The organism is Saccharothrix variisporea, assembly GCF_003634995.1.
Lineage (GTDB): Bacteria > Actinomycetota > Actinomycetes > Mycobacteriales > Pseudonocardiaceae > Actinosynnema > Actinosynnema variisporeum.
This window is the reverse complement of the sequence record NZ_RBXR01000001.1, coordinates 2,334,578-2,357,247: the sequence shown is the minus strand read 5'-3', so window position 1 is coordinate 2,357,247 and position 22,670 is coordinate 2,334,578. Positions and strand designations below refer to the sequence as shown.

Annotated in this window: 16 protein-coding genes; 9 read left to right on the top strand and 7 right to left on the bottom strand. The window is 71.7% G+C overall.

All coding sequences use genetic code 11. The features are described 5' to 3' along the window. Positions 1 to 89 precede the first annotated feature (89 nt). Complete coding sequence (locus DFJ66_RS10235) at positions 90 to 1,301, bottom strand: MFS transporter (protein WP_121220192.1); 1,212 nt, start codon at positions 1,299 to 1,301, stop codon at positions 90 to 92. A gap of 571 nt (positions 1,302 to 1,872) precedes the next feature. On the opposite strand from DFJ66_RS10235, the gene DFJ66_RS10230 reads away from it, so the two are divergent. The 4 genes from DFJ66_RS10230 to DFJ66_RS10215 all read left to right on the top strand — a co-directional run bounded on the left by DFJ66_RS10230 (position 1,873) and on the right by DFJ66_RS10215 (position 6,636). Beyond that, positions 1,873 to 2,529 (top strand): WecB/TagA/CpsF family glycosyltransferase, encoded by a 657-nt coding sequence (locus tag DFJ66_RS10230; protein ID WP_246029675.1) that lies wholly within the window; start codon positions 1,873 to 1,875, stop codon positions 2,527 to 2,529. Next, positions 2,526 to 4,568 carry a glycosyltransferase gene (locus tag DFJ66_RS10225; protein ID WP_246029674.1) on the top strand — a complete coding sequence of 681 codons (2,043 nt, stop codon included), beginning with the start codon at positions 2,526 to 2,528 and terminating at the stop codon, positions 4,566 to 4,568. The genes DFJ66_RS10230 and DFJ66_RS10225 overlap by 4 nt, the downstream gene beginning before the upstream one ends. Before the next feature lie 73 nt (positions 4,569 to 4,641). After that, the gene (locus DFJ66_RS10220; RefSeq protein ID WP_246029673.1) at positions 4,642 to 6,156 is read left to right on the top strand and encodes a serine/threonine-protein kinase; all 1,515 of its coding nucleotides are present in this window, start codon (positions 4,642 to 4,644) and stop codon (positions 6,154 to 6,156) included. A 9-nt stretch (positions 6,157 to 6,165) separates the two neighbouring features. Then, positions 6,166 to 6,636, top strand: coding sequence for an SLATT domain-containing protein (locus DFJ66_RS10215; protein WP_121220188.1), 471 nt, complete (start codon positions 6,166 to 6,168; stop codon positions 6,634 to 6,636). Here DFJ66_RS10215 and DFJ66_RS10210 read toward each other — a convergent pair. Beyond that, entirely contained in the window at positions 6,623 to 7,408 is a 786-nt protein-coding gene (locus DFJ66_RS10210) for an enoyl-CoA hydratase/isomerase family protein (RefSeq protein WP_121220186.1), read from the bottom strand. The genes DFJ66_RS10215 and DFJ66_RS10210 overlap by 14 nt on opposite strands. Before the next feature lie 77 nt (positions 7,409 to 7,485). Here DFJ66_RS10210 and DFJ66_RS10205 point away from each other — a divergent pair, with 77 nt between their 5' ends. Together DFJ66_RS10205 and DFJ66_RS10200 are read left to right on the top strand one after the other, a co-directional pair. Continuing rightward, positions 7,486 to 7,953 (top strand): GNAT family N-acetyltransferase, encoded by a 468-nt coding sequence (locus DFJ66_RS10205; protein ID WP_246029672.1) that lies wholly within the window; start codon positions 7,486 to 7,488, stop codon positions 7,951 to 7,953. Between the two features lie 98 nt (positions 7,954 to 8,051). After that, a complete protein-coding gene (locus DFJ66_RS10200) occupies positions 8,052 to 8,600 on the top strand; it encodes a LuxR C-terminal-related transcriptional regulator (RefSeq protein WP_121220182.1) in 549 nt (182 codons plus the stop codon). A 57-nt stretch (positions 8,601 to 8,657) separates the two neighbouring features. Here DFJ66_RS10200 and DFJ66_RS10195 read toward each other — a convergent pair whose 3' ends face one another. Beyond that, positions 8,658 to 11,444, bottom strand: a complete 2,787-nt coding sequence (locus tag DFJ66_RS10195) for an ATP-binding protein (protein ID WP_121220180.1) — start codon at positions 11,442 to 11,444, stop codon at positions 8,658 to 8,660. Positions 11,445 to 11,748: 304 nt separating this feature from the next. Here DFJ66_RS10195 and DFJ66_RS10190 point away from each other — a divergent pair, with 304 nt between their 5' ends. Continuing rightward, positions 11,749 to 12,972 carry an ABC transporter substrate-binding protein gene (locus DFJ66_RS10190; RefSeq protein WP_170199248.1) on the top strand — a complete coding sequence of 408 codons (1,224 nt, stop codon included), beginning with the start codon at positions 11,749 to 11,751 and terminating at the stop codon, positions 12,970 to 12,972. Positions 12,973 to 13,005: 33 nt separating this feature from the next. Then, positions 13,006 to 13,449, top strand: a complete 444-nt coding sequence (locus tag DFJ66_RS10185) for an SRPBCC family protein (protein ID WP_121220176.1) — start codon at positions 13,006 to 13,008, stop codon at positions 13,447 to 13,449. 670 nt (positions 13,450 to 14,119) lie between these two features. Here the strand turns inward: DFJ66_RS10185 and DFJ66_RS10180 are convergent. From DFJ66_RS10180 to DFJ66_RS10170, 3 genes are read right to left on the bottom strand one after another with little or no spacing between them, the layout of a single operon-like run. After that, entirely contained in the window at positions 14,120 to 15,697 is a 1,578-nt protein-coding gene (locus DFJ66_RS10180; RefSeq protein ID WP_121220174.1) for a phytoene desaturase family protein, read from the bottom strand. Next, complete coding sequence (locus DFJ66_RS10175; protein ID WP_121220172.1) at positions 15,698 to 16,765, bottom strand: NAD-dependent epimerase/dehydratase family protein; 1,068 nt, start codon at positions 16,763 to 16,765, stop codon at positions 15,698 to 15,700. It abuts the gene before it with no gap. A 39-nt stretch (positions 16,766 to 16,804) separates the two neighbouring features. After that, positions 16,805 to 19,132: a Tex family protein gene (locus DFJ66_RS10170; RefSeq protein ID WP_121220170.1), complete on the bottom strand. Its 2,328-nt coding sequence runs from the start codon at positions 19,130 to 19,132 to the stop codon at positions 16,805 to 16,807. A 130-nt stretch (positions 19,133 to 19,262) separates the two neighbouring features. On the opposite strand from DFJ66_RS10170, the gene DFJ66_RS10165 reads away from it, so the two are divergent. Beyond that, positions 19,263 to 20,633: a HEAT repeat domain-containing protein gene (locus DFJ66_RS10165; RefSeq protein WP_246029671.1), complete on the top strand. Its 1,371-nt coding sequence runs from the start codon at positions 19,263 to 19,265 to the stop codon at positions 20,631 to 20,633. Here the strand turns inward: DFJ66_RS10165 and DFJ66_RS10160 are convergent. Continuing rightward, a complete protein-coding gene (locus DFJ66_RS10160) occupies positions 20,620 to 22,653 on the bottom strand; it encodes a HelD family protein (RefSeq protein WP_121220168.1) in 2,034 nt (677 codons plus the stop codon). The two genes, DFJ66_RS10165 and DFJ66_RS10160, sit on opposite strands and share 14 nt — an antisense overlap. Positions 22,654 to 22,670 lie beyond the last annotated feature (17 nt).

Below are 22,670 nucleotides of genomic sequence, written 5' to 3'. Positions count from 1 at the left end.
TGGGTGCACGGGCCGAGTTCTTTTTGTGGCTGAGAGGTTCGCCGGGGGTTGCTGAGGGTTGCTGAGGGGCGCTGAGGGTTGCTGAGGTTTTATGGCAGGCGCCAGGCGATGACGAGGGCGATGAGCAGTGCGGCGACGGCGCTGTAGACGGCGGTGCCGAAGGTGGCGAACTGGAGCAGGAAGCCGAACGCGACCGACGAGACCAGGCGGGCCAGGGCTTGGCCGGTCTGGACGACGGACAGGCCGGACGCGCGGAGGGACTCGGGGACGAGGGTGCTGATCCGGGCCGAGAGGACGCCGTCGGTCGCCGCGTAGAACAGGCCGTGGAGGAGGAGCGCGATCGCCATGCCGAGGTAGCCGGAGTTCGGGGCGAGGAGGAGCACGTACACGGCCAGGAGGAGGACGTGCCCGGCCAGGAACACGCGCCAGCGGCCGATCTTGTCCGCCACGATGCCGAGCGGGGTGGCGGTCAGGAGGAAGACGAGTGCGGTGCCGAGGGGGAGCAGGGGGAGGTAGGAGGGGGAGATGGCGGTGGATTTCTGGATCAGGATGAAGACGAAGGCGTCGGACAGGGTGGCCAGGCCGAGGGTGGCGGAGAGGATGGCCACCTTGCGGTAGTCGGCGTTCTTGAGCAGGGCCAGGCCTGCCTTGATGGACGGGCGGGGGCCGGGGGTGCTTCGGGTGCGGTTTTCGCGCACGAATGCGATGAGGACGATCAGGCCCACTGCCGCGAAACACGCGCTGATGACGAATACCGGGCCGGCGACCATGCCGATTTGCTGGAGGAGGAGGAAGGTCACCAGGGGGCCGAGGAGTGCGCCGATGGTGTCCATGGTGCGGTGGACGCCGAAGGCGGTGCCGAGGGAGGGGGCGGGTGTGGCCAGGGAGATCAGGGCGTCGCGAGGGGCGGTGCGCAGGCCCTTGCCGGCGCGGTCGGCGGCCAGGGTCGCGCCGATGCCGAACGCGTTCGCGCCGACGAGGGGGAAGAGCAGCTTGGTGGCTGCGGACAGTCCGTAACCGGTCGCGGCCACCGCCTTGTGGCGGTGGGTGCGGTCGGAGACGTGGCCGCCGATCAGGCGGAGGACGGCGGTGGCGCCGGTGTACAGACCGTCGAGGACACCGAACTGCGCGTAGCCCATCTGGAGCGTGAAGAGCAGGTAGACGGGCATGAACGCGGTGACCATCTCGGCCGACACGTCGGTGAGGAGGCTGACGGTGCCCAGGGCCAGGACCGTGCCCGGCACCTTGCCCCGGAGGTGGCCCCGGACGCGGTTGGTCGGCCGGACGGATGCGACGTACATGCCCCCTTATCGGTCACACCTCGTAGTCGTTACCCCTCTTACTGCGGTTTGGGACTTGCGCTGCGCGCTCTAGGGCATTGCGCTCCGCGCTCTAGGGCATTGCGCGCTGGCGCGCTCTCAAGATGAAAAGCCGGCTTGGGAGGTCTCCGGGGAGGTCACAAGCGGGGGCTTCTTGCGTCATCCCCGTATGACCTGGACAAGCCAACCACAGATTTCCCGGGTGCCGCGAAATTTTTTGCTCGTTCCTCACAAAAAATTTGGCTGCACCCGGGAAATCTGTGGTAGCCCTTCGGGCAGGTCATACGGGGATGACGCAAGAAGCCCGGCTCGGGGTGTGGGCGCGCTTTGCGCGCTCCGGAGGGGAGGACCGGAAGCACGCGCTGCGCGCGGAAGGGTGGGTGTGGTGTTGGTCGTGGGGGGTAACGAGGGGGTGGGTCGGCTCGATGTCGCGGGTATGTCGTTGCCTCATGCCCGGGTGCGGGTTGGTGCTGTTGACGTGTGGGCTGTCAGTGAGCCTGACGTTGCCGCTCATGTCGTCCGGTGTTGGGGGCGGGGTGAGGGTGGGGCTGTGGTGACGGCCAACGTGGACATCGTTCGGGCTGCTACGCGGGATCCGGCCTTGGGGGCGTTGGTGGCCGGGGCCGAGCTGGTGGTCGCGGACGGGATGCCTGTGGTGTGGGCTGGGCGGCTGGCCGGGGTGGCGGTGCCGGAGCGGGTTACCGGGGCGTCTTTGGTGTTCACGTTGTCCGAGGCTGCTGCTCGGGAGGGGCGGTCGGTGTACCTCCTGGGGGGTGAGCCGGGGGTGCCGGAGAAGGCTGCCGAAGTCCTGCGGGGGCGGTATCCCGGGTTGCGGGTGGTGGGGACCGATTCGCCGCCGTTCGGGTTTGATTCCGATGCCCTCCTGTTGGGGGAGGCGGTGGCGAAGGTTGTCTCGGCCAAGCCTGATCTGGTGTTGGTGGGGTTGGGGTTTCCCAAGCAGGAGAGGGTGATTCGGGAGCTGCGGGGGTTGTTGCCGGCTGCCTGGTACCTGGGGTGTGGGGCCGGCATCCCGATGGCCGCGGGGGAGTTCAAGAGAGCTTCCGGGGTGGTGCAGAAGATGGGGGCCGAGTGGGTGCACCGGCTTGCGCTCGAGCCCCGGCGGTTGGCGAAGCGGTACTTGCGGGACGATCTGCCGTTCGCGTTTCGGCTGTTGGCCGGTGCGGTGAAGACCCGGCTGAAGGGGAAGTGAAGACCGTGCCGCTCGCCGTGGTCATCGTGACCTACCACAGTGCTGGTGTGGTGGAAGAGTGCTTGAAGTCGGTTGCGGTGGCTCTGGAGTCCATTCCGGACAGTCGTGTCGTGGTGGTGGACAACGCGTCCGGGGACGACACGGTGGAGGTTGTCCGGCGGGTCGCGCCTTGGGCCGAGGTCGTCGTGCGGGGGTCGAACGACGGGTTTGCGGCTGGGGTGAACGCGGGGTTTGCGGCTGCGCCTGACTGTGACGTGTTGGTGCTGAACCCGGACGTGCGGCTTGAGCCGGACGCGGTGGTGTTGTTGCGGGCCGCGTTGGCGATGCCGGGGACCGGGATCGTCGCGCCCCGGTTGTTCTCGGCTGACGGTGGGCAGCAGTTGTCGCTGCGGCGGGCGCCCGGGGTGTTGCGGGCGTGGGGAGAGGCCGTGGTGGGTGGCGAGCGGGCCGGGCGGGTCGAGGCGTTGGGGGAGGTGGTGACGGATCGGCGGCGGTATGAGACCGCTGGGGTTGCCGATTGGGTCACCGGGGCCGCTTGGCTGATCTCGCGGGAGTGCCGGGAAGCCACCGGGGTGTTGGAGGAGCGGTACTTCCTGTACTCCGAAGAGACCGAGTACATGCTTCGGGCGGGGGATCGCGGGTTTGCGGTCCGGTACGAGCCGCGTGCGAGGGCTGTTCACCTGGGGGGCGAGCAGTCCACGTCTGCTTGGTTGTGGGCGATGGCTGCCACCAACCGGGTGCGGATGGTGCGGGAGCGGCGGGGGCGGCTGGCGGCGTTCGCCATGTGGTGGGCCGTGTTGGTGAACGAGGTGCTGCGGGTGCCGCGCGGGGCCAAGCACCGGCGGGCGGTGCGGGACCTGGTGCGGTGGCGGAAGTGGCCGGTGGCGGGTGGCGGTGCCGGGTGGATTTGCTTTTCCGCTCAGGACTGGTGGTACCACAACCGGGCGCACTCGGACTTCCAGCTCATGCGGTCGGTGGCGGGCAGTCGCCGGGTGCTGGTGGTGAACAGCATCGGGATGCGGATGCCCACTCGGGGCAACAGCACGCATGTGGCGCGGCGGATCCTGCGGAAGCTGAAGAGCGTGGCGAAGTTCGTGCGCAAGCCGTTGCCGAACTTCTACGTCATGTCACCGTTGCCGTTGCCGTTCTACGGCTCGCCTTTCATGCGTCGGGTCAACGCGGTGTTGGTGCGGGCGCAGGTGCGGGTCGTGGCGTTCTTCCTGCGGTTGGGGACGCCGGTGATCATGGTCACGATCCCGACTGCCTGGGACGTTGTTGCGCCTATGCGTCGGCGGAGTCTGGTGTTCAACCGGTCGGATCGGCACTCCGACTTTCCCGAGGCTGACCGGGAGGCGATCCAGGGGCTGGAACAGCAGCTGTTGCGAGGGGCTGATCACGTGGTCTACGTCAGCCACGTGTTGATGGACGACGAGCGTGAGCTGACGGGAGAGCGTGCGCACTTCCTGGACCACGGGGTGGACGTCGACCACTTCACGGCGCGGCCGGAGTACGAGTGGCCCGATGACATTCGGTCTGTTGATGGCCCGCGGGTCGGGTTCTTCGGCGCGCTGGACGACTTCCTGGTGGACTTCGACCTGCTGGAACGCCTCGCGGCCGAGCTGCCGGACGTCTCGTTGGTGCTGATCGGCGACGCCACGCACCCGATGGAGCGCTTCGACAAGTACCCCAACGTGCACTGGCTGGGCTTCCGCCCCTACGACACCATCCCGGCCTACGGCTCGGCGTTCGACGTGGCGATCATGCCGTGGCTGGACAACGACTGGATCCGCCACTCCAACCCGATCAAGCTCAAGGAGTACCTGGCCCTGGGCCTGCCGGTGGTCAGCACGGACTTCGCCGAGCTGGACGCCTACCGCGACCGGGTGCGCGGGGTGACCGGGCACGCGGAGTTCGTCGAGGCGGTCCGCCGCACCCTCACCGAGGGCGGCCTCAAGCCCGCGAACGCCCTGCGCCAGTCGGTGCTGACCTACTCGTGGCACTCGCGCGCCGCCGAGTTGCTCGACCTCGCGGAACGGTGACGGGGATAACGATGACGGCCTGAACCGGGCCGAGTCCGCTCGGCGGGCGGTGCGTTTCTCTACTGTGGGAGGTGTGCAGCCACTGCCCTCGGACGCCCCGCAGCGGATCGGCGACTACACGCTGCTCGCCGCCCTGGGTCGCGGGGCGATGGGTTCCGTGTTCCTCGCCCGCTCCCGCGGCGGGCGGCCGGTCGCGGTCAAGGTCGCCAAGGCCGAGCTCGCCGACAACCCGCAGTTCCGGGAACGGTTCCGGCGCGAGGTGGAGATGGCGCGGGCGGTCGGCGGGTTCTGGACGGCCACCGTCGTCGGGGCCGACCCGGACGCCGACCGGCCGTGGATGGCCACCGAGTACGTCGCCGGACCGACCCTCCAGCAGGCCGTCCACGACTTCGGTCCGCTGCCGGAGAAGGCCGTGCGCCGGCTCGCCGGCGGCCTGGCCGAGGCCCTGGTGGCGATCCACGGCGCGGGCCTGGTGCACCGCGACCTCAAGCCGTCGAACGTGCTGCTGGCCACCGACGGGCCGCGGGTCATCGACTTCGGCATCGCCCGCGCGCTGGAGAGCTCCGGCCTGACCGAGGCCGGGATCGTGTTCGGCACGCCCGGCTACCTCTCGCCCGAGCAGGTCGTGGGCTCGAAGATCACCCCGCAGAGCGACGTGTTCGCGCTGGGCTCGGTGCTGGTGTTCGCGGCGACCGGCGCCGGACCGTTCGGCGAGGGGGCCACGTCGGCGCTGGTCTACCGGGTGGTGCACCAGGAGCCCGACCTGTCCCGCGTGCCGCCGGGGCTGGTGCCGCTGATCGTGCCGTGCCTGGTCCGCGACCCCGCGCACCGGCCGACGCCCGCCCGCCTGCTGGAGCTGGTCGGGCCGCCGTCCAACGACCCGTCGTGGCTGCCGGCGCAGGTCCGGACGCTGGTCGAGGAGCGGCACACCCAGCTGCGCGACCTGCCCGCCAAGCCGCCCACGCGGGTCATGGCCGAGCCGGGCAAGCCGCCGACCCGCCTGCTGGTGGAGGAACCGCCGCCGGCGCAGCCGCAGCGGGTCGTACCGCCGATCAAGCCCTACACGCCGCCGGTGAAGAAGAGCGGGTCGCAGTTCAAGACGTCCCGCGCGGTCGGGCTGGGCTGGATGACCGCGCACGGCAGCGCCGCCCTGCTGTCCCTGGCGATCGCGGGCGACACCGCGAACACGCCCGCCGGGGTGCGGGCGGCGGCGCTGGTGTTGTTCGTGGTGTTCGCGTCGGTGGCGGTGCGGCTGCTGGTCGGGGCGCTCCGGTCGCCGCTGACCATCGACATCGGGCCGGACGGGATCGTGCTGTCCAACGGCGCCCAGAGCCGTCGCCTGCCCTGGTACGCGATCTCGCGCGTCCGGGTGGACGCCCACCACTCGCGGCCGTGGGTGATGGTGTGGCTGCATGGGGCCGCCAAGGCGCCCGAATCGCTGGGGCGCGGCAGCTTCCACAGCCACAAGGGCGGCCTGCGGGTGTACCCGATCTCGCACGAGCGGTACCGCAAACGGCGGGAGCGGGACGTGGCGGAGATCCGGTCCGCGCTGGCCTGGTACGGCTCGTCGGTCTACGACCCCCGTTAGGGTGCGTGCGTGGACAAGGATCACCCGGTCAAGGCGGGGCTGACGCCGGCGGAACTCGCGCTGGACCTGTTGGGGCGCATCGAGAAGGCCACCGAGTACGGCCGGTCCCGCAAGGACCGCTTCCGCCGCCGGTCGGCGGCCCTGAAGGTGTCGGTGCTGTCGTTGTCCGCGACGGCCACGATCATCCTGGGCTGGCAGGACCTGGACTTCTGGACCGGCCTGGCGTTCTCCCTGGTCGCCCTGACCACCGTGGTCAGCGCCCTGGAGCCGTTCTTCGCGTGGCGGTCGCTGTGGGTGCTGATGGAGGAGTCCCAGTACCGCTTCTACCGCCTGCGCGACGACCTGGCGCACTACATCGCCGCCACCAAGCCCGAGGACGTCGACCGCGCCCGGGTGGAGGAGCTGTTCGCCCAGTACCAGGCCATCTGGGCGCAGGTCAGCGACCGGTGGCTGGAGTACCGGCGGATCAGCGACCGGTGAAGGTGGCCTTGCCCGGCCCGTCCGCCAGGAACGACGCCACCCCGTGGCGCAGGTCCTCGGTCTCGAACAGGTCCGCCGCGATGGACGTGACGTGCTCGTTGGCCTCGGCCACGCCGCCGCGCTCGTAGTAGGCCAGCACCTGCTTGGTGGCCGCGTGCGCCATCGTCGGACCGGCCGCCAGGGACGTGGCGAACTCCAGCGCCGCGTCGTCGAAGCCGTCGTGCGGCAGGACCCGGTTGACCACGTTCCACCGCTCCAGCGTGGCCGCGTCGTACCGGTCGCCGGTCATCACGAACTCCTTGGCCCGCCCCACGCCGGCGCGCGCGGCCAGCCGCTGCGTGCCGCCCATCGTCGGGGTCAGCCCGATGACCTTCTCCACCAGCCCGAACGACGCCCGCTCCGAGGCCAGCAGGATGTCGCACGCCACCGCGACCTCGAACGCCCACGTCAGGCACAGGCCGTGCGCGGCGAAGACGGTCGGGAACGGCAGGGCCGCGACCCGGTCGGGCAGGTCGAGCATCTGGTCGAACAGGGCCTTCGCGCGCGCCCTGGTCTCCTGCGCGGCGAACAGCCGCACGTCCACCCCGCCGCTGACCACCTTGCCCTCGAACCGGATCAGCAGGGCGCGGGCGGGCCGGTCCTCCAGGTCGCCGACTGCGGCGTCCAGCAGGTCCTGGAGCTCGGCGGTGTAGAGGTTCAGCGGGGGAGCGTCGACGGTGAGCACGGCGACACCCGCCGCGTCCCGCTCGACGCGGACCTGTTGCGCTGCCACGGGCGAGGACTTTACACGCGTCCGGAATGGCGAAAACCAGGTGGCCGAATGGCCCATCGCGTGCGTTGAATAGCCGCGTGAGCACTTGGACCGTTCAGCCCGTTGCGCCCGACAGCCCCGCTGCGGTACGCCTGATCCGGACGTACCTGGCCGACATCATCGGCCGCTACTACGGCCGCCCGGCCACCGACACCGAGGTGGACCAGGCGATCGCGGACGACCCGACCGACGATCTTTCGATGTTCTACGTGGCCTCCCGGGACGGGCGCGACCTGGGCTGTGCCGGCTTCCGGATGGTCGACCCGACAACCGCGGAGCTCAAGCGGCTCTTCATCCATTCGGACGCACGCGGGCTCGGCGGCGGGGCAGCACTCCTGGTAGCCGTCGAGGCCGGAGCTGTCTCGAATGGCGCATCCTCCATTCGCCTCGACACCCGCGCTGACCTGGTGGAAGCCCGCAAGCTGTACGCCCGGCACGGTTACGCTGAGGTGCCGGCCTTCAATGACGACCGCTATGCGGAGCACTGGTTCGAAAAGCGGCTATAGGACCCATAGGCTTCGGGAATCCCCCGTGTGAGGTGTCTCACTTGACACTGAATTAGGGGGACAGTTGAGTGTGTCACGAAAGTCGGCCGCGGAATGAAATGGGGATCAGTCCAGTGGCTTTCGCCGTTGAGTTGACATTTCGTGATGCGCGCCAGGTGCGGAGATCCATTCATCTCGCACATCGCGAATACTGGCGACCGCTCGCAGAGCAGGGCGTCCTGGTGGGCACGGGACCGTGGGCCGACGGCTCCGGCGTCCTGTTGATCTGCCAGGTGCCCGACGAGTCCGCCGCGCGAGACCTGGTGCGCGGTGACCCGTACGTGCGCTCGCAGTCCATCGCGGAGGTGCGCATCCGCCAGTGGCACGTGCTGATGGGTGTGCCGGAGGGCGAACGCGTCCCCGGCATGGTGCGGCCACGCGACGGGCAGAGCGCCGACGCCCGGACGCGGGAGCAGCTGACACCGCACGAGCACCGGATCGCGCTGATGATGCTGGAGGGCATGACCAACCGGCAGATCGCCGAGCACTTCTCGGTGTCCACCCGGGCGGTCGAACTGCACATCACGCGCATCTACCGCAAGCTCGACATCGGCCGCCGCGCCCAGCTGGCCGCGGCGATGCCGTGGGGGCAACGCTCTTACTTATGAACTGATCGGCCGACTGAACTACGACGGAGGGCCTGCGGCGTGGACGCGGGCCCTCCTTCACGTCACCAGTTCGGCCCGCGAGGTCACGCCGAGCTTGCGCAGGACGCGGGCCACGTGCTGCTCGACGGTCCGGGGCGACAGGAACAGCACTTCGGCGATCTCCCGGTTGGTGTGCCCCTGCGACAGCAGCCGCGCCACGTCCCGCTCGCGCGGCGACAACGCGTTGCCGTAGCCGCGCCGCCCCCGCCGTGACGGGGTCGCCACGCCCGCGCCGCGCACCAGGTGCCGGCAGCGTGCCGCGTCCCGGCTCGCGCCCAACGCGTCGAACCGGTCCGCCACCTCGCCCAGCGCCGCGGGATCGTCCCCGCACAACGCGATCCGCTCGGACAGCACCGCCGAGTAGTACGCCAGCCCGAGTTCGTCGGCGGCCCGCCGCGCGTCCTGCAACAGGAACACGGCGTCCTCGTCCCGCGCCACCGCCAGCAGCGCCCGGCACACCCGCACCGCCACCCCGGCCAACGGCGCGTCCCGGTCGGCGATCCCGGCGGACAGCTCCTCCACCAGCTTGGCGGCGTCCTCGACCCGCCCGGCGGCGCACCAGGCGTCCACGGCGGCCGGCGCGAGCTCACCGGCCCACGCCCAGACCCCCTTGCGCCGCAACAACTCCACACCCCGGTCCGCCTCGGCGCACGCCCGCGCCACGTCACCGCGCTCCAGCCACAACCGGGTCAGCGCGGCGAACCCGCCCAGCGCGATCGGCGTGATCGAGTTCTCCACCGACCGCACCCCGGACTCCGCGAGGTACCGCTCGGCCTCCTCCCAGTCGCCCCGCGCCACCGCGAGGCACCCCAGCACCAGCGAGATCTCGCCGGCCACCGGTAAGAGCTCCCGGTACTCCTCCAGCAGCCGCCCGGCGCGGGACACCAGCGACCCCCAGTCGCCGGAGTACCAGTCCAGGTGGATCTGGGTGGACTGGCCGGTGCTCGCGGTGAACGGCACGCCCGCGCCGACCGTGAGCCGCAGCCCCTTGTCCAGGAAGTCCCGCGCCAGGTCGAAGTGCCCGACGAGCATGCACGCGTCGGCCAGGTTGCAGTTGGCGCGAGCCAGGTGCCGCCGCGTCTCCACGTCGTCCGCCCCGGCGGGCAACCGGTCCAGCTCGGCCAGGACGCCCCGGTCGCCGATCGACAGCCGCGACCCCAGCTCGTTGGCCAGCAACGAGTACCGCACGGCGGGGTCGTCGCACCGCTCGATGAACGAGTCCACCACCCGCATCCACCGCAGGTGCTCGGCCAACGGCGTGGCGCCCACGAACGGCTGCCCCAGCACGGCCCGCCCGCGCATGGCCAGGTCCGGCCGGTGGTCGGCCAACTCCTCGACCGCCAGCTCGATCTGCATCCGCGCCTGCACGACGCTCTCGAACTGCCGGACCAGCAGGAACCCCAGGTTCAGCCGCACCTCACCGCGCGCCTCCCGGGACAGCCGCCGGTCGTTCAGCAGCCGCTCCAACGTGGTGCGCGGGTCGTGCTGGTCGATCCCGCCCCGGGCCACCTGGCCGAGTTTGACGGCCAGCCGGTCCACGTCGGCGGGCGTCAGCGACGCCTCGTCCAGCAGCCGCTGGTAGAGGTGGGTCGCGGTGGACGGGTCGCCCACCTCCAACGCCCGGTCCGCCGCCGCTTCACCGTTGCGCAGCCAGTCCGCCGACCTCCCGGCCCGCCGGCTGTGCTCGGCCAGTTGCATCACCGGCCGGGGCGTCACGTCCTCCAGCGCCTCCAACGCCCGGACGTGCAACCGCTGCCGTTCCGGTCCGGTGAGCGTGTCGTAGACGGCCTGCTGGGCGAGCGCGTGCCGGAACCCGTACCGCATCTCGTCGTGCTCGAACAACACCCCGCTGTGCAGGGCGTGGTTCAACGCGGTCCGCGTCTTCTCCACCGCCGCCACCCGTGCCAGCAACCCCTCCGACGCCGGCACCCCCAGCACGGCGGCGGCCTGTGCGATCCGCCGCCCGGCGACGGGCAGCCGGTCCAGCCGCTCGGCCATCGCGTCCCGCAGCAGCGCGGGCACGGACACGTCGTCCAGCAGCCGCCAGTCCGCCTCCGGCAGGACCCGCAGCACCTCTTCCACCACGAACGGGATGCCCGCCGTGCGCTCGTGCAGCTTCGCCGCGAACTCGGCGGAAACCCCGTTCACCCCGAGGATCCCGGCCGCCAAGTCCTTCACCTGCGCGCGGTCCAGCGGCCCCAACTCCACCACCGCGCCGGTCACCCCGGCGGGCGGCCGGTAGGCGGCGCCCAACGCCATCCCGCCCGGCGCGTCCTCCCGCCGGTAGGTGACCAGGATCGCGAGGTTCGCGGGCGGGTCGGACATGAGGAACCGCAACAGGTGCCGACACCCGTCGTCCGCCCAGTGCAGGTCCTCCACGACGAGCAGCGCCGGCCCGGCCGCCGCCAACACCTCCCGCACCGCCCGGAACAGGTGGTGCCGTTCGTGCCGGGGGTCACCGGGTCGTGCGGGCGGCTCGGGCAACCACTCGGCGATCTCCGGCACCAGCGCGCGCAGCACTCCCGTGACCGGACTCAGCGACCCGCGAACCCGCACCGTCCGCAAGGCATCCAGGACCGCCCCGTACGGGAAGGGCTCGCGCAGGGGCTGGCAAAACCCCGCCAACACCCGCAACCCGCCCACCTCGGGCCGCCGCACCAACTCCCGGACCAGCCGGCTCTTCCCGACCCCGGCCTCACCCTCCACCAGCACCACCGACGGCTGCGCCGACACGGTCCGGACCAACGCGGCCAACTCACCACCCCGCCCGACCAGGACGGAAGAACTGGTGCGCGGAGGTGTCATGTGCGACTCCAGGGAGATCGGCCGACCCCTGTATTAGAACCCGGATCGTTCACAGACAGCACCCCCCGCGTTCACGCGCAGCCACCCCCCGCCCGGTCCACACCACTGCCGCGTCCCCCGATTCACCCTGCCGCCCCCGCTGCCCTCGGAATGCATTCCGAAAGGCTCGTCAAGGTCCGCTCGCGCGCGTTACGGATCGCCGCACCACAAGTTCACCGGCGTGGGTCATGTCACATGATGAGGTCATCCTGGCGGCCGCACCGAATACTCCTACTGGTCGGTAGCGGATTTGTGGGAGTCATTCGTGCGTAACCTCGTGATCACCCTGGTCACCGCCCTGGTCCTCGGCGGCTGCGCGGCCGGCGCGGACAACGCCCAGGTCAAGGCCGGTCCCGGGGTCACGGCGGACACGATCTCCCTCGGCGTGCTCACCGACCTGACCGGACCGTTCTCGCAGTCGGCGCTGATCCGGATCAAGGGCTACGAGCTGTTCCTGAGCGAGCTGAACGAACGCGGCGGCATCTGCGGCCGCAAGGTGGAATTGAAGCAGAAGGACCACGGCTACAACGTCGACCGCGCCCTCGAGGGCTATTTCGAGCTCGAACCCCAGGTGCTCGGCTTCATCGACGTGACGGGCGCCCAGATGACCGCCGCCGTCGCCCCCGACCTCATGCAGACCCGGGCCATCGTCGCGCCCGCGTCCTGGTCGGCGTCCCTGCTCGGCAACCCGCACATGATGATCGTCGGCACCACCTACGACCTCGACGTCATCAACGGCCTCGACCACCTCCGCCGCGAGAACCTCCTCAAGCCCGGCGACACCATCGGGCACGTCCACGTCGACAGCGACTACGGCCGCAACAGCCTGGAGGGCAGCCAGTTCGCCGCCGACCAGTGGGGCCTGAAGCTGATCACCAAGACCGTCCCCGAGGCCGTCACCGACGTGATCACCCCGGTCCAGGAGCTCAAGGCCGCCGGCGCGAAGGCCGTCTTCCTGAGCACCTCGCCGCCGCAGACCGCGTCCGCTGTCGGCACCGCCGACAAGCTCGGCTGGGATGCTCCGTTCCTGGTCAACGCCGTCGGCTACGACCCCCTGATCCTCGACTCACCGGTCGCCGACGCCGTGGTCAAGCGGGTTCGAGTGGTGTCCCCGATCGCGCCCTACGCGGCCGACCTGCCCGGCCCGAAGGCCGTGGCGCAGAAGTTCGAGCGCAAGTTCCCCGGCCAGAAGCCGACCGGGTCGGTCGACCACGGGTACGCCATCGGCATCGCGTTCGCCGCCGTGCTGGAGAAGGCGTGCGCGGCGCGCGACCTGAGCCGGGACGGCGTGCTGCGGGCGTTCCAGGACACCAACGCCGTGGACACCGACAGCCTGACCGGGCCGCTGCGGTTCTCCCTGGTCGGACGACCGTCGAGCACTCAGTCCTACATCGCCAGGCCCGACCGGCAGGCGCCCGGCGGTCTGGCCGTGCTCGCCAACCTGTTCGAATCCGACCTGGTCAAGCTCAAGGGCACCCGGGCGAAGTAGTTTCCGGCACGCCGCCCGGGGAACCCGCACGTCATGGTCGAGGTGAGCCTGCAGGTGCCCGCACCGGCGGACCGGGTGTTCGCCGTGCTGTCGGACGGCTGGTCCTACGCGAGCTGGGTGGTGGGCGCGGCCCACATCCGCGAGGTCGACGCGGGCTGGCCCGAGCCCGGCACCCGCATCCACCACAGCATCGGCACCTGGCCCGCACTCGTGTCGGACGTGACCTCGGTCCGGTCCTGCGAGCCGGGCCGCTCGCTGGAACTGGAAGCCGGCATGTGGCCCTTCGGCGCGGCCCGCATCCGGTTCGACCTGGCCGAGGAGAACGGCGGCACCCTGGTCCGGATGCGCGAAGAGGTCGTCAAGGGCCCCCTCTCCGTCCTGCCCTCCGCCGCGCAAGCCCTCTTCCTGGGCCCCCGCAACAAGGAAACCCTGCACCGCCTGGCCGACCTAGCCGCCCACCGCGAATCTCGAAACTAAGCCCCGAGAGCAATCCCGGCGTTGCCGAGTGGCAGTCCGCCGGAGGGGACACAACCCAACTTGGGCTTCTTGCTTTTGTCATCTCCGTATGGCCTGCCCGAAGGGCTACCGCATTTTCCAGGGGTTGCAGCCGAAAGTTTTGCGAGGAACGAGCAAAAGTTTTAGCGGCAACCCCTGGAAAATGTGGTAGGCTCCGCCAGGTCATACGGAGATGACAAAAACAAGAAGCCCCCGCCGTTGCAGTTGAGTCATCTTTGGTGGCCTGCCCGCCGGCGAGGCGCTTTTCGCTTTTCGCTTTTAAGAGCTTTGAACGGAACGCTTCGCTCTCAAGCCGAACGCGCTTCGCGCTCGAGAGGCGCGCAGCGCTCACCAGCTTGAACGCGCTTCGCGCTCTCAAGATCACAAGCGGCGCTCGCCGCGCGGCAGGCCGCCAGCGGGGGGTGAAGGGCGTCGGTTCCCCCGCCGTATGGCCTGGCGGAGCCAACCACATTTTCCAGGGGTTGCCGCTAAAACTTTTGCTCGTTCCTCGCAAAACTTTCGGCTGCAACCCCTGGAAAATGTGGTAGCCCTTCGGGCAGGCCATACGGCGGGGGAACCGAGGCCCTCCACCTGTGGTTGGGACCACTGCACAAAGCGCGCTTCGCGCGCCGAAAACGGCGAGCCGGGTCGGTCAGTACACCAATTTCGTGATCCCTCGCATCAACAACCGGTAGGCGTCCCCGGCCAACCCGTTGCGTGCCAACGCGGCCCGCGCCGCGTTTGCCCCGGCTGCTCCGTGCACGCCACCGCCGGGATGGGCCGACGCGCCCGCCAGGAACAACCGGTCCACCGGCGTGTCCGACCGCCCCGTCCCCGGCACCGGCCGGAACACCAGTTGCTGGTGGATCGCCGCCGTCCCGGCGTTGATCGATCCCCCGACCAGGCTGGGGTTGCGCTCCTCCAGGTCCCCGGGCCCCAGCACGGACCTCTTCAGGATCAGACTCCGGAACCCGGGCGCGTGCTGCTCGATCAGTTGCTCCACCCGGTCGGCCCGCCGCCGCAGTCGGTCCGCCGACCAGTTCTCGCCGCGTGGCACGTGCGTGTAGGCCCACGCCGCCTCTGTGCCCGCCGGTGATCGCGTCGGGTCGGCCGTGGTCATCTGTCCCATGATCACGAACGGTGTGCGCGGCAGTCGGCCGATCGCGATCTCCGTGCTCCCGACGGCCAGACCGTTGAAGTCGCCGCCGAGGTGGACCGTGCCGGCGCCGCGCGGTTCCGGGGCTGTCCACGGGATCGGTCCGGACAACGCCCAGTCGACCTTCACCGTGGCGTCGTCCCACTCGAACTTGGCCAGGTCGTCCACCAGTCGGGCCGGCAGGTGCTCCTCACCCACCAGGTCCAGGTACAGCGTGGGCGCGGGCACGTCCGCCAGCACGGCCTTGCGCGCCCGCACGAACCCGCCGGAGGTGTCCTGCACGCCCAGAGCCCGACCCTGCGCCACGACGACCCGCGACACCCGCCGTCCGCACTCCACGACCCCGCCGAGCCGCTTGACCAGCGCCTCCGTCAACACCCCCGCCCCGCCCTCGGGCACGGGGTAGCCGAAGTCCTGACCCAGCATGCACAGCAGCCACCCGAACGCCGTGCTGCCCGCCTGGTCCGGCCCGAGGTCGGTGTGCATGGCGTTGCCCGCCAACAACAACGGCCCGCCCTCGCCGTGGAACCGCTCGTTGCCGAACGCCCGCACCGACAGGGTGAACATCCGCGCCAACCGCAGCGCTTCCGCCGGTCCGATCGCGCCCAGCAGCCCGGCCGACGCCCGCACCGGCGGGAACGGCCGCATCAGGGCCTCGATCAGCGCGTCCCGGACCTGCTGCCACCGCCGGAACTCCTCGTGCCACCTCTCGCCGTCGCCCGCGCCGAACGACTCGACCGACGCCGCCGTGCGCTCGACGTCCCGGGACAGCAGCACGGCCCGGTCGTCGGGCAGGACGTGGGCGAGCACCTCGGGTGCGTGCCGCCAGCGCAGGCCGTGCCGGTCCAGCCCGAGACCGGCGATGATCGGCGACGCCGCGCCGAGCGGGTAGAAGGCGCTGAACAGGTCGTTGCGGAACCCCGGCGCGGTCAGCTCGGCCGTGCGCACCGCGCCGCCGGGCTCGTCGGCGGCCTCCAGGACCGCCACCTCCCAGCCCGCGTCGGCGAGCAGGTTCGCCGCGACCAGCCCGTTGGGTCCGGACCCGATGACCACCGCGTCCACGACGTCGGCCACTCAGCCTCCTTGGCTCTGATGGAGGGGACGTCCCCACCCCAGTCTGCCCAACCGCGACCCGCCGCGCGGGGCGAGCGGACCCCACGACCCGCGTCCCTCGGCCACCGCCGCCACGAACTCCGCCAACGCCTCCCGGGCGTCGTGCCGGGGTTCCCAGCCCAGCGCCCGCAGCCGGGTCGTGTCCACAATGGACGCTCGATCGGCGAGTCGCAGCCAGCCCGGGTGCAGGGGCTGGAGCCCCAGCCGCCAGGTGGGCCAGGCCAGCGCCGTCAACACCGGCAGCGGCACCGGCAGCCGGAACCCGCCGAAGGTCCGGGCCAGGTCGTCGGCGTCCAGCAGGGGTTCCCCGGCCACGTTGAACGCGCCCTCGGCACCGTGCAGCAGGATGACCACGATCGCCCGCGCCACGTCGTCGGCGTGCACGACCTGGGCGCGCAGCCCCGACCACAGCGGCACCGGCAGCCACGGCTTGCGCAGGAGGCCGGGCGGGACGAGTGGGCTCAACGCCCAGCGGTCCAGTTCGGCACCGGCCTCGGGCTGCACGACCGCACACGGCCGGATCCGGGCGACCGGAGCGCCGTCGTACTGGTCGAGCAGGTGCTCCAACCTGGCCTTGTGCAGGCTGTACGCGCTGCCGGGGACACCGTCGCACGGCCACGTCTCGTCCACCACGTGCCGCGCGGGCGTGTAGGCGGCGACCGAGGAGGCCACCACGACGTGCGGGACGCCGGCCGCCGCCGCGAGCACGTGGGCGCTGCCGTCGAGGTTGGTGCGCCGCATGGGCGGGTCGTCGGGACCGGGCTGGACCGCCCACGCCAGGTGGACGACGGCGTCGGCCCCGGCGAAGACCTCGCGCAACAGGACATCCGCCGCCGGAGCGCCGACGTCGCAGCCCACCCACGTCTCGGTGCCGGACGCGGCCGACCCGGCGGTGCGCGGTGGAGGCGACCCGGCGGCGCTCTCGGGCACGCGCCGGGCCACGCACACCACGTCCGCGCCCAACCCGGCCAAGGCCCGGCGCAGGGCCGTCCCCACGTTGCCGCTGGCACCCGTGACGACGACCCTCATGGCAGGTCGGGTACCCCTACTCCGACCCGCCAAGCCCCGTCACTTCGAGCCGCCGAGCCCCGCGCGCCGCAACGCCTCGGCCATCGCCCCGTTCGCCGGCGGGCGCTCCTGCCGCTGCTGCGGCTTGCCACCCCGGCCGCCGCCGCCACCGCCGCGCGAACCACGCTGGTCGCGCTGGTCACGCTGCTGCGGACCCTTGCGGCCCGGCTCGTCCTCCAGCCGCAGCGTCAACCCGATCCGCTTGCGCGCGATGTCCACTTCGAGGACCTTCACGCGCACCACGTCACCGGACTTCACGACATCGCGCGGGTCCTTCACGTACGTGTTGGACAGCGCCGAGATGTGCACCAGCCCGTCCTGGTGGACGCCGATGTCCACGAACGCGCCGAACGCCGCCACGTTGGTGACCACGCCCTCCAGCACCATGCCGGGCTTGAGGTCGGCGATCTTCTCCACGCCCTCGGCGAAGGTGGCCGTCTTGAACGCCGGACGCGGGTCGCGGCCCGGCTTCTCCAGCTCGCGCAGGATGTCGGTGACGGTCGGCAGGCCGAACTGCTCGTCCACGAACTGCTCGGGCCGCAGCGACTTGAGCACCTTGGTGTTGCCGATCAGCTCGACACCCGCGTGCTCCTGGATGCGCCGCACCACCGGGTACGCCTCGGGGTGCACGGCGGAGGCGTCCAGCGGGTCGTCGCCGTTGGGGATGCGCAGGAAGCCCGCGCACTGCTCGAACGCCTTCGGGCCCAGGCGCGGCACGTCCTTCAGCGCCCGCCGCGTCCGGAACGGGCCGTTGGCGTCGCGGTGCTGCACGATGTTCTCCGCGAGGCCCGCGGTGATGCCCGAGACGCGGGTCAGCAGCGGCACGGACGCGGTGTTGAGGTCCACGCCGACCGCGTTCACGCAGTCCTCGACCACGGCGTCCAGCGAGCGCGACAGCTTGGTCTCGGTGATGTCGTGCTGGTACTGGCCGACACCGATGGACTTCGGGTCGATCTTGACCAGCTCGGCCAGCGGGTCCTGCAACCGGCGCGCGATGGACACCGCGCCGCGCAGCGACACGTCCAGGCCGGGCAGTTCGGCCGAGGCGAACGCCGACGCCGAGTACACCGACGCGCCCGCCTCGGACACCACGGCCTTGGTCAGCTTCAGCTCGGGGTGCCGCTTGAGCAGGTCCGCGGCCAGCTTGTCGGTCTCGCGGGAGGCGGTGCCGTTGCCGATGGCGATCAGGTCCACGGAGTGCTTGTGCGCCAACGCGGCCAGCTTGGCGATCGACTCGTCCCACTTGTTCGCGGGCACGTGCGGGTAGATGGTGTCGGTGGCGACGACCTTGCCGGTCGCGTCGACCACGGCCACCTTCACGCCGGTGCGGAACCCGGGGTCCAGGCCCATCGTGGCGCGGGTGCCGGCGGGCGCGGCCAGCAGCAGGTCGCGCAGGTTGGACGCGAACACCTTCACGGCCTCGTCCTCGGCGAACTGCCGCAGCCGGGAGCGCAGGTCGATGCCCAGGTGCACCAGGATGCGGGTGCGCCACGCCCAGCGGACGGTGTCGGCGAGCCACTTGTCGGCCGGTCGGCCCTGGTTGTCCACGCCGAACCGGGCCGCGATGGCGACCTCGTAGGACGAGGGCTCCTCGTCGTCGTCACCCGGCTCCAGGTGCAGGTCGAGGACCTCTTCCTTCTCGCCGCGGAACAGCGCGAGGATGCGGTGCGAGGGCAGCTTGCCGAAGGGCTCGGAGAAGTCGAAGTAGTCGGAGAACTTGGCGCCCTCCTCCTCCTTGCCCTCCCGCACCTTCGACGCCACCCGGCCGCGCGACCACATGCGTTCGCGCAGCTCACCGATGAGGTCACCGTCCTCGCCGAACCGCTCGACCAGGATCGCGCGCGCACCCTGGAGGGCGGCGGCCACGTCCGGGACCTCCTCGGTCAGGTAGTCCTTGGCGACGACCTGCGGGTCCTGGGTGGGGTCGGTGAGCAGCCCGTCGGCCAGCGGCTCGAGCCCCTGCTCGCGGGCGATCTGCGCCTTGGTGCGCCGCTTGGGCTTGTAGGGCAGGTAGAGGTCTTCGAGGCGGGCCTTGGAGTCGGCGGCCAGGATGGCGGCCTCCAGGGCGTCGTCCAGCTTGCCCTGCGACCGGATGGACTCCAGGACGGCGGCCCGGCGCTCCTCCAGCTCCCGCAGGTAGCCCAGCCGCTCTTCCAGCGTGCGCAGCTGGGCGTCGTCCAGCGCGCCGGTCGCCTCCTTGCGGTAGCGGGCGATGAACGGCACGGTCGAGCCCCCGTCGAGCAGTTCGACGGCGGCACTGACCTGTCCGGCACGCACGCCCAGCTCGTCGGCGATCCTCTGGTGGATGGCTGTGGTCACGACGGGCATTCTGCCCGCCCGCGCGACCGGCGGACGGGCAGGGGCCGAACTGGGCGGGTCGCGCGGGAGTGGCCCGGGTGGGGGTCGCGCGCGGGAAAACCGGGTGCCGGCCGGCGGGTCCGCCGGGATCATGACGGCCGTGGGCGACCTCGTTGACCGGCTGTTCCGGCGGCTGCGCACGCTCTTCGGCCGGGTTCCGGCGGCCGCTGTGCCAGCGCGCGGGGCCGCTGTGCGCGACCTCCGTGCCACCGTGCCCGCCCGTCCCGCTGTGCCTGACCTCCCTGAAGGGGTGCCGGACCTGCTGCTCGCCGCGTGCCACCCGAACGGGTACGTCCGGGAGGCGGCCGTCACCGCTCTGGGTGAACGCGACGACGTCACCGCACTGCCCGTGCTGGCGCTGAGGGCGGCGGACTGGGTCCCCGAGGTCCGCGACCGGGCGCGGCGGGTGTGCGCCCGGTGGCTCGACCGCGCCCCGGCCGAGGCGATCGCCGGACTGGCCCCAGCCGCACTCGCCCTGCAAGCGCGGCAGGAGGGGCGCTGGCTGGCCCAGGCCGTGGGGGATGTCCTGCGGGACGGTCCTCCCGAGGCCCTGGCCGCCGCGTTGGCGTCCGAGGACCGGCGGACCAGGCGCCTTGCGTACACCACCGGCGTGCGCACGCTCGACGTCGACCACCTGGTCCACGCGGCCAGGACCGACTCCGACCTGCCGATCCGCGTCCTGTGCGCGGAAGCCGCCATCCGCTCCACCGGAGACCCCGAGGTGGCCCGCCGACTGCTCACCAGCCGGACTGCCGCCGTCCGCGCCGAAGCCGTCCGCGCCCTGGCCGCCGCCGGCGACACCGGCCCCGCGGTCGAGGCGCTGACCGACCGCAGTGCGCTGGTCCGCGCGACCGCCCAGGTGGCCCTGCGCCGCGCCGGCACGGACCCGGCCACCCGGTACCGCGCACTGCTCGCCGACCAGCGACCACCCCGCCCCGCGGTCATCGCCGGCTTGGCCGAAACCGGCACCCGCGCCGACGCCGCCTTGCTCCGGCCGTGGCTGGCGCACCCGTCGTCACGCGGCCGCGCCGAGACCGTCCGGGCCCTGCGCCACCTCGGCGACACCCCGCGGGACCTCCTGCTGCCGCTGCTCACCGACGAGGTGTCCTCGGTGACGCGCCAGGTCGTGCAGTCCCTCGAGGGCCACACCCTCGATGAACACCACCTGCGCCCCCTGCTCCACCCCCCACACCCACTCCACGTGCAGCGGGCCGCCTACCGCCTGCTGTGCGCCCAGGGCGTCTGGACGCGGATCAGCGTCGACCTGGAACTGGTCGCCACCCCCGACCACGCCCTGTGCGGCACGGCCCGGTCGGACCTCGGCGAGTGGCTCCGCCGCGATGCCGCCACCACCTACTCCGTCCCGGACGGTCCCCGGGCGACCGAACTGTCCGGACTGCTCGCCGAGGCGGAACCCTTCCTGAGCCGCGAAAGCACCCGCTCCCTGCGCTTCTGCCTCAACCTGACCTGAGCCGGAGGGCGGACAGCGCGGCCGGCGGCGGGCCGGGGTGCACGACGCCGAGTCGGTGGGTGGCCCTGGTCATGGCGACGTAGAGGTCGTGGTGGCCCAGTGGGGTGGCGTCGAGGATGCCCGCCGGGTCGGCGATCAGGACCGAGTCGAACTCCAACCCCTTGGCCTGGTCCGGGGTGAGCAGCACGACCTGGTCGGTCAGGTCCGGCGGGGTGGTGAGGGACAGCGCGGCGGCCAAGGGTTCGATGCGGGTGCTCGGGGCGATGACCGCGAGGCGGCCTTCGGTGTGCGCCTCGGCGAGGTCCGCGACGACTCCGGGCAGGTCGGCGCGGGTGGTGCCGATCCGCCAGGGTGTCTCGCCGGCCTCGCGGACCGACCGGGGTGGCGGTGTCGCGAGCAGGGTGGCGGCGGCGGTCATGATCTCCGCCGGGGTGCGGTAGTTGACGGTGAGCTCGGCGAGCTCCCAGCGGTCGCGCACGTGTGGCCGCAGCACGCGGTCCCACGACGAGGTGCCGGCGGGGTTGCCGGTCTGGGCGAGGTCCCCGACGACGGTCATCGACCTGGTGGGGCACCGGCGCATCAGCATCCGCCAGGCCATTTCGGACAGTTCCTGCGCTTCGTCCACGACCACGTGCCCGTAGGTGGGCAGGTCCGCGGTGTGGCCGATCAGGGCGGCGGCTTCGTCCAGCAACGGCACGTCCGCGGCGCTCCAGCCGTCGACCCGTTCGACCAAGTCGGAGACCACCTGGTCGGGGGTGAGCGGGGGCCACAGCGCGTCGAGTGCGGCCTGGATGCCGGGGTCGGCGATCAGCGAGTCCCGCAGAGCGGCGCGGTCGGTCTCGTCCAGCAGGGTCCTCGGCTCGTCGTCGTCCTCGACCACGACTCCCGCCGCGGCCAAGGCGCGCAGGTCGGCCTCGCTGAGCCGGCCGTCCGGACTGCCGCCGTCGAGCGCTTCGCCGGTGTCGCCGAGGACGAGCGCCTCCATGCGCTCGACCAGGTGGTGCGCGAGCACGTCCGCGATCTCCCGCTGGAACACCAACCTGGCCGCGTTGTGCGGGAGTCCGGTCCGCCGGGCCTTGCGCACCGCACGGGCGCAGGTGCGCGGATCGAGCTCGAGCACCTGCTCCTCGAACTCGACCTCGACCGGGTGCTCCGGAATCCGCACCCGGTCCCGCACCGCCGCCGCGAGCCGGTCGGCCATGACCGCCGCTCCCTTGGCCGCGACCACCTCGGGCGGGTCGATCCGGCTGACCTCGACGCCCGGCACCAGGTCGGCGGTGGTCGCGGTGACCACGCTGTGCTCGCCGAGCCCCGGCAGGACCTGGCCGATGTAGTCGAGGAAGACCCGGCTGGGACCCACCACCAGCACACCGCGCGTGCGCAGGTGGGGCCGGGTGTAGAGCAGGTAGGCGACCCGGTGCAGGGCCACCGCGGTCTTGCCCGTGCCGGGACCGCCCTGCACCACGAGCACCCCACTGGCGTCGCTGCGGACGATCCGGTCCTGCTCGGCCTGGAGCGTGGTCACGACGTCCCGCATCCGCCCGGTCCGCTCGGCCGTCACCGCCGCCAACAACGCGGCCCCGCCCACCAGCCCTTCCTGCCCGGCATCGCCCAGCAACTCGTCGTCCAACGCGACGACCTCGCGCCCCCGCGTGGTGATCCGCCGTCGTCGCGCCACGCCCTGCGGGTCGGCGGCGGTAGCGGTGTAGAAGGCCCGCGCGACCGGAGCCCGCCAGTCCACCAGCAGCGGCTCGCCACCGTCCTCCCGGAACAACCCCAGCCTGCCGACGTACACCCGCGACCCGTCCCGCAGGTCCAACCGCCCGAAACACAACCCCTGCTCCACCCCTCCGAGCCGCCCCACCTCCGCCCGCCAGACCTCCACGGCTTCCCGATCCCCGACCCGCCGCGCACCCTCCAACCGCTGGACGGCCTCTTTCCGCAGACCGTCCAGCAGCCCGTACAGCCCGTCGACGTACTCCTGCTCGACCCGGATCTCCCGCTCGACACCGCTGGTCACGCGCCCCCCAATCGACG

What these genes read in the sequence shown, in the direction of transcription:
- DFJ66_RS10175 (WP_121220172.1), bottom strand. Translation starts at nt 16,765, where the DNA reads ATGAGGGTCGTCGTCACGGGTGCCAGCGGCAACGTGGGGACGGCCCTG.
- DFJ66_RS10200 (WP_121220182.1), top strand. Translation starts at nt 8,052, where the DNA reads ATGGGGATCAGTCCAGTGGCTTTCGCCGTTGAGTTGACATTTCGTGAT.
- DFJ66_RS10185 (WP_121220176.1), top strand. Translation starts at nt 13,006, where the DNA reads ATGGTCGAGGTGAGCCTGCAGGTGCCCGCACCGGCGGACCGGGTGTTC.
- DFJ66_RS10195 (WP_121220180.1), bottom strand. Translation starts at nt 11,444, where the DNA reads ATGACACCTCCGCGCACCAGTTCTTCCGTCCTGGTCGGGCGGGGTGGT.
- DFJ66_RS10235 (WP_121220192.1), bottom strand. Translation starts at nt 1,301, where the DNA reads ATGTACGTCGCATCCGTCCGGCCGACCAACCGCGTCCGGGGCCACCTC.
- DFJ66_RS10170 (WP_121220170.1), bottom strand. Translation starts at nt 19,132, where the DNA reads ATGCCCGTCGTGACCACAGCCATCCACCAGAGGATCGCCGACGAGCTG.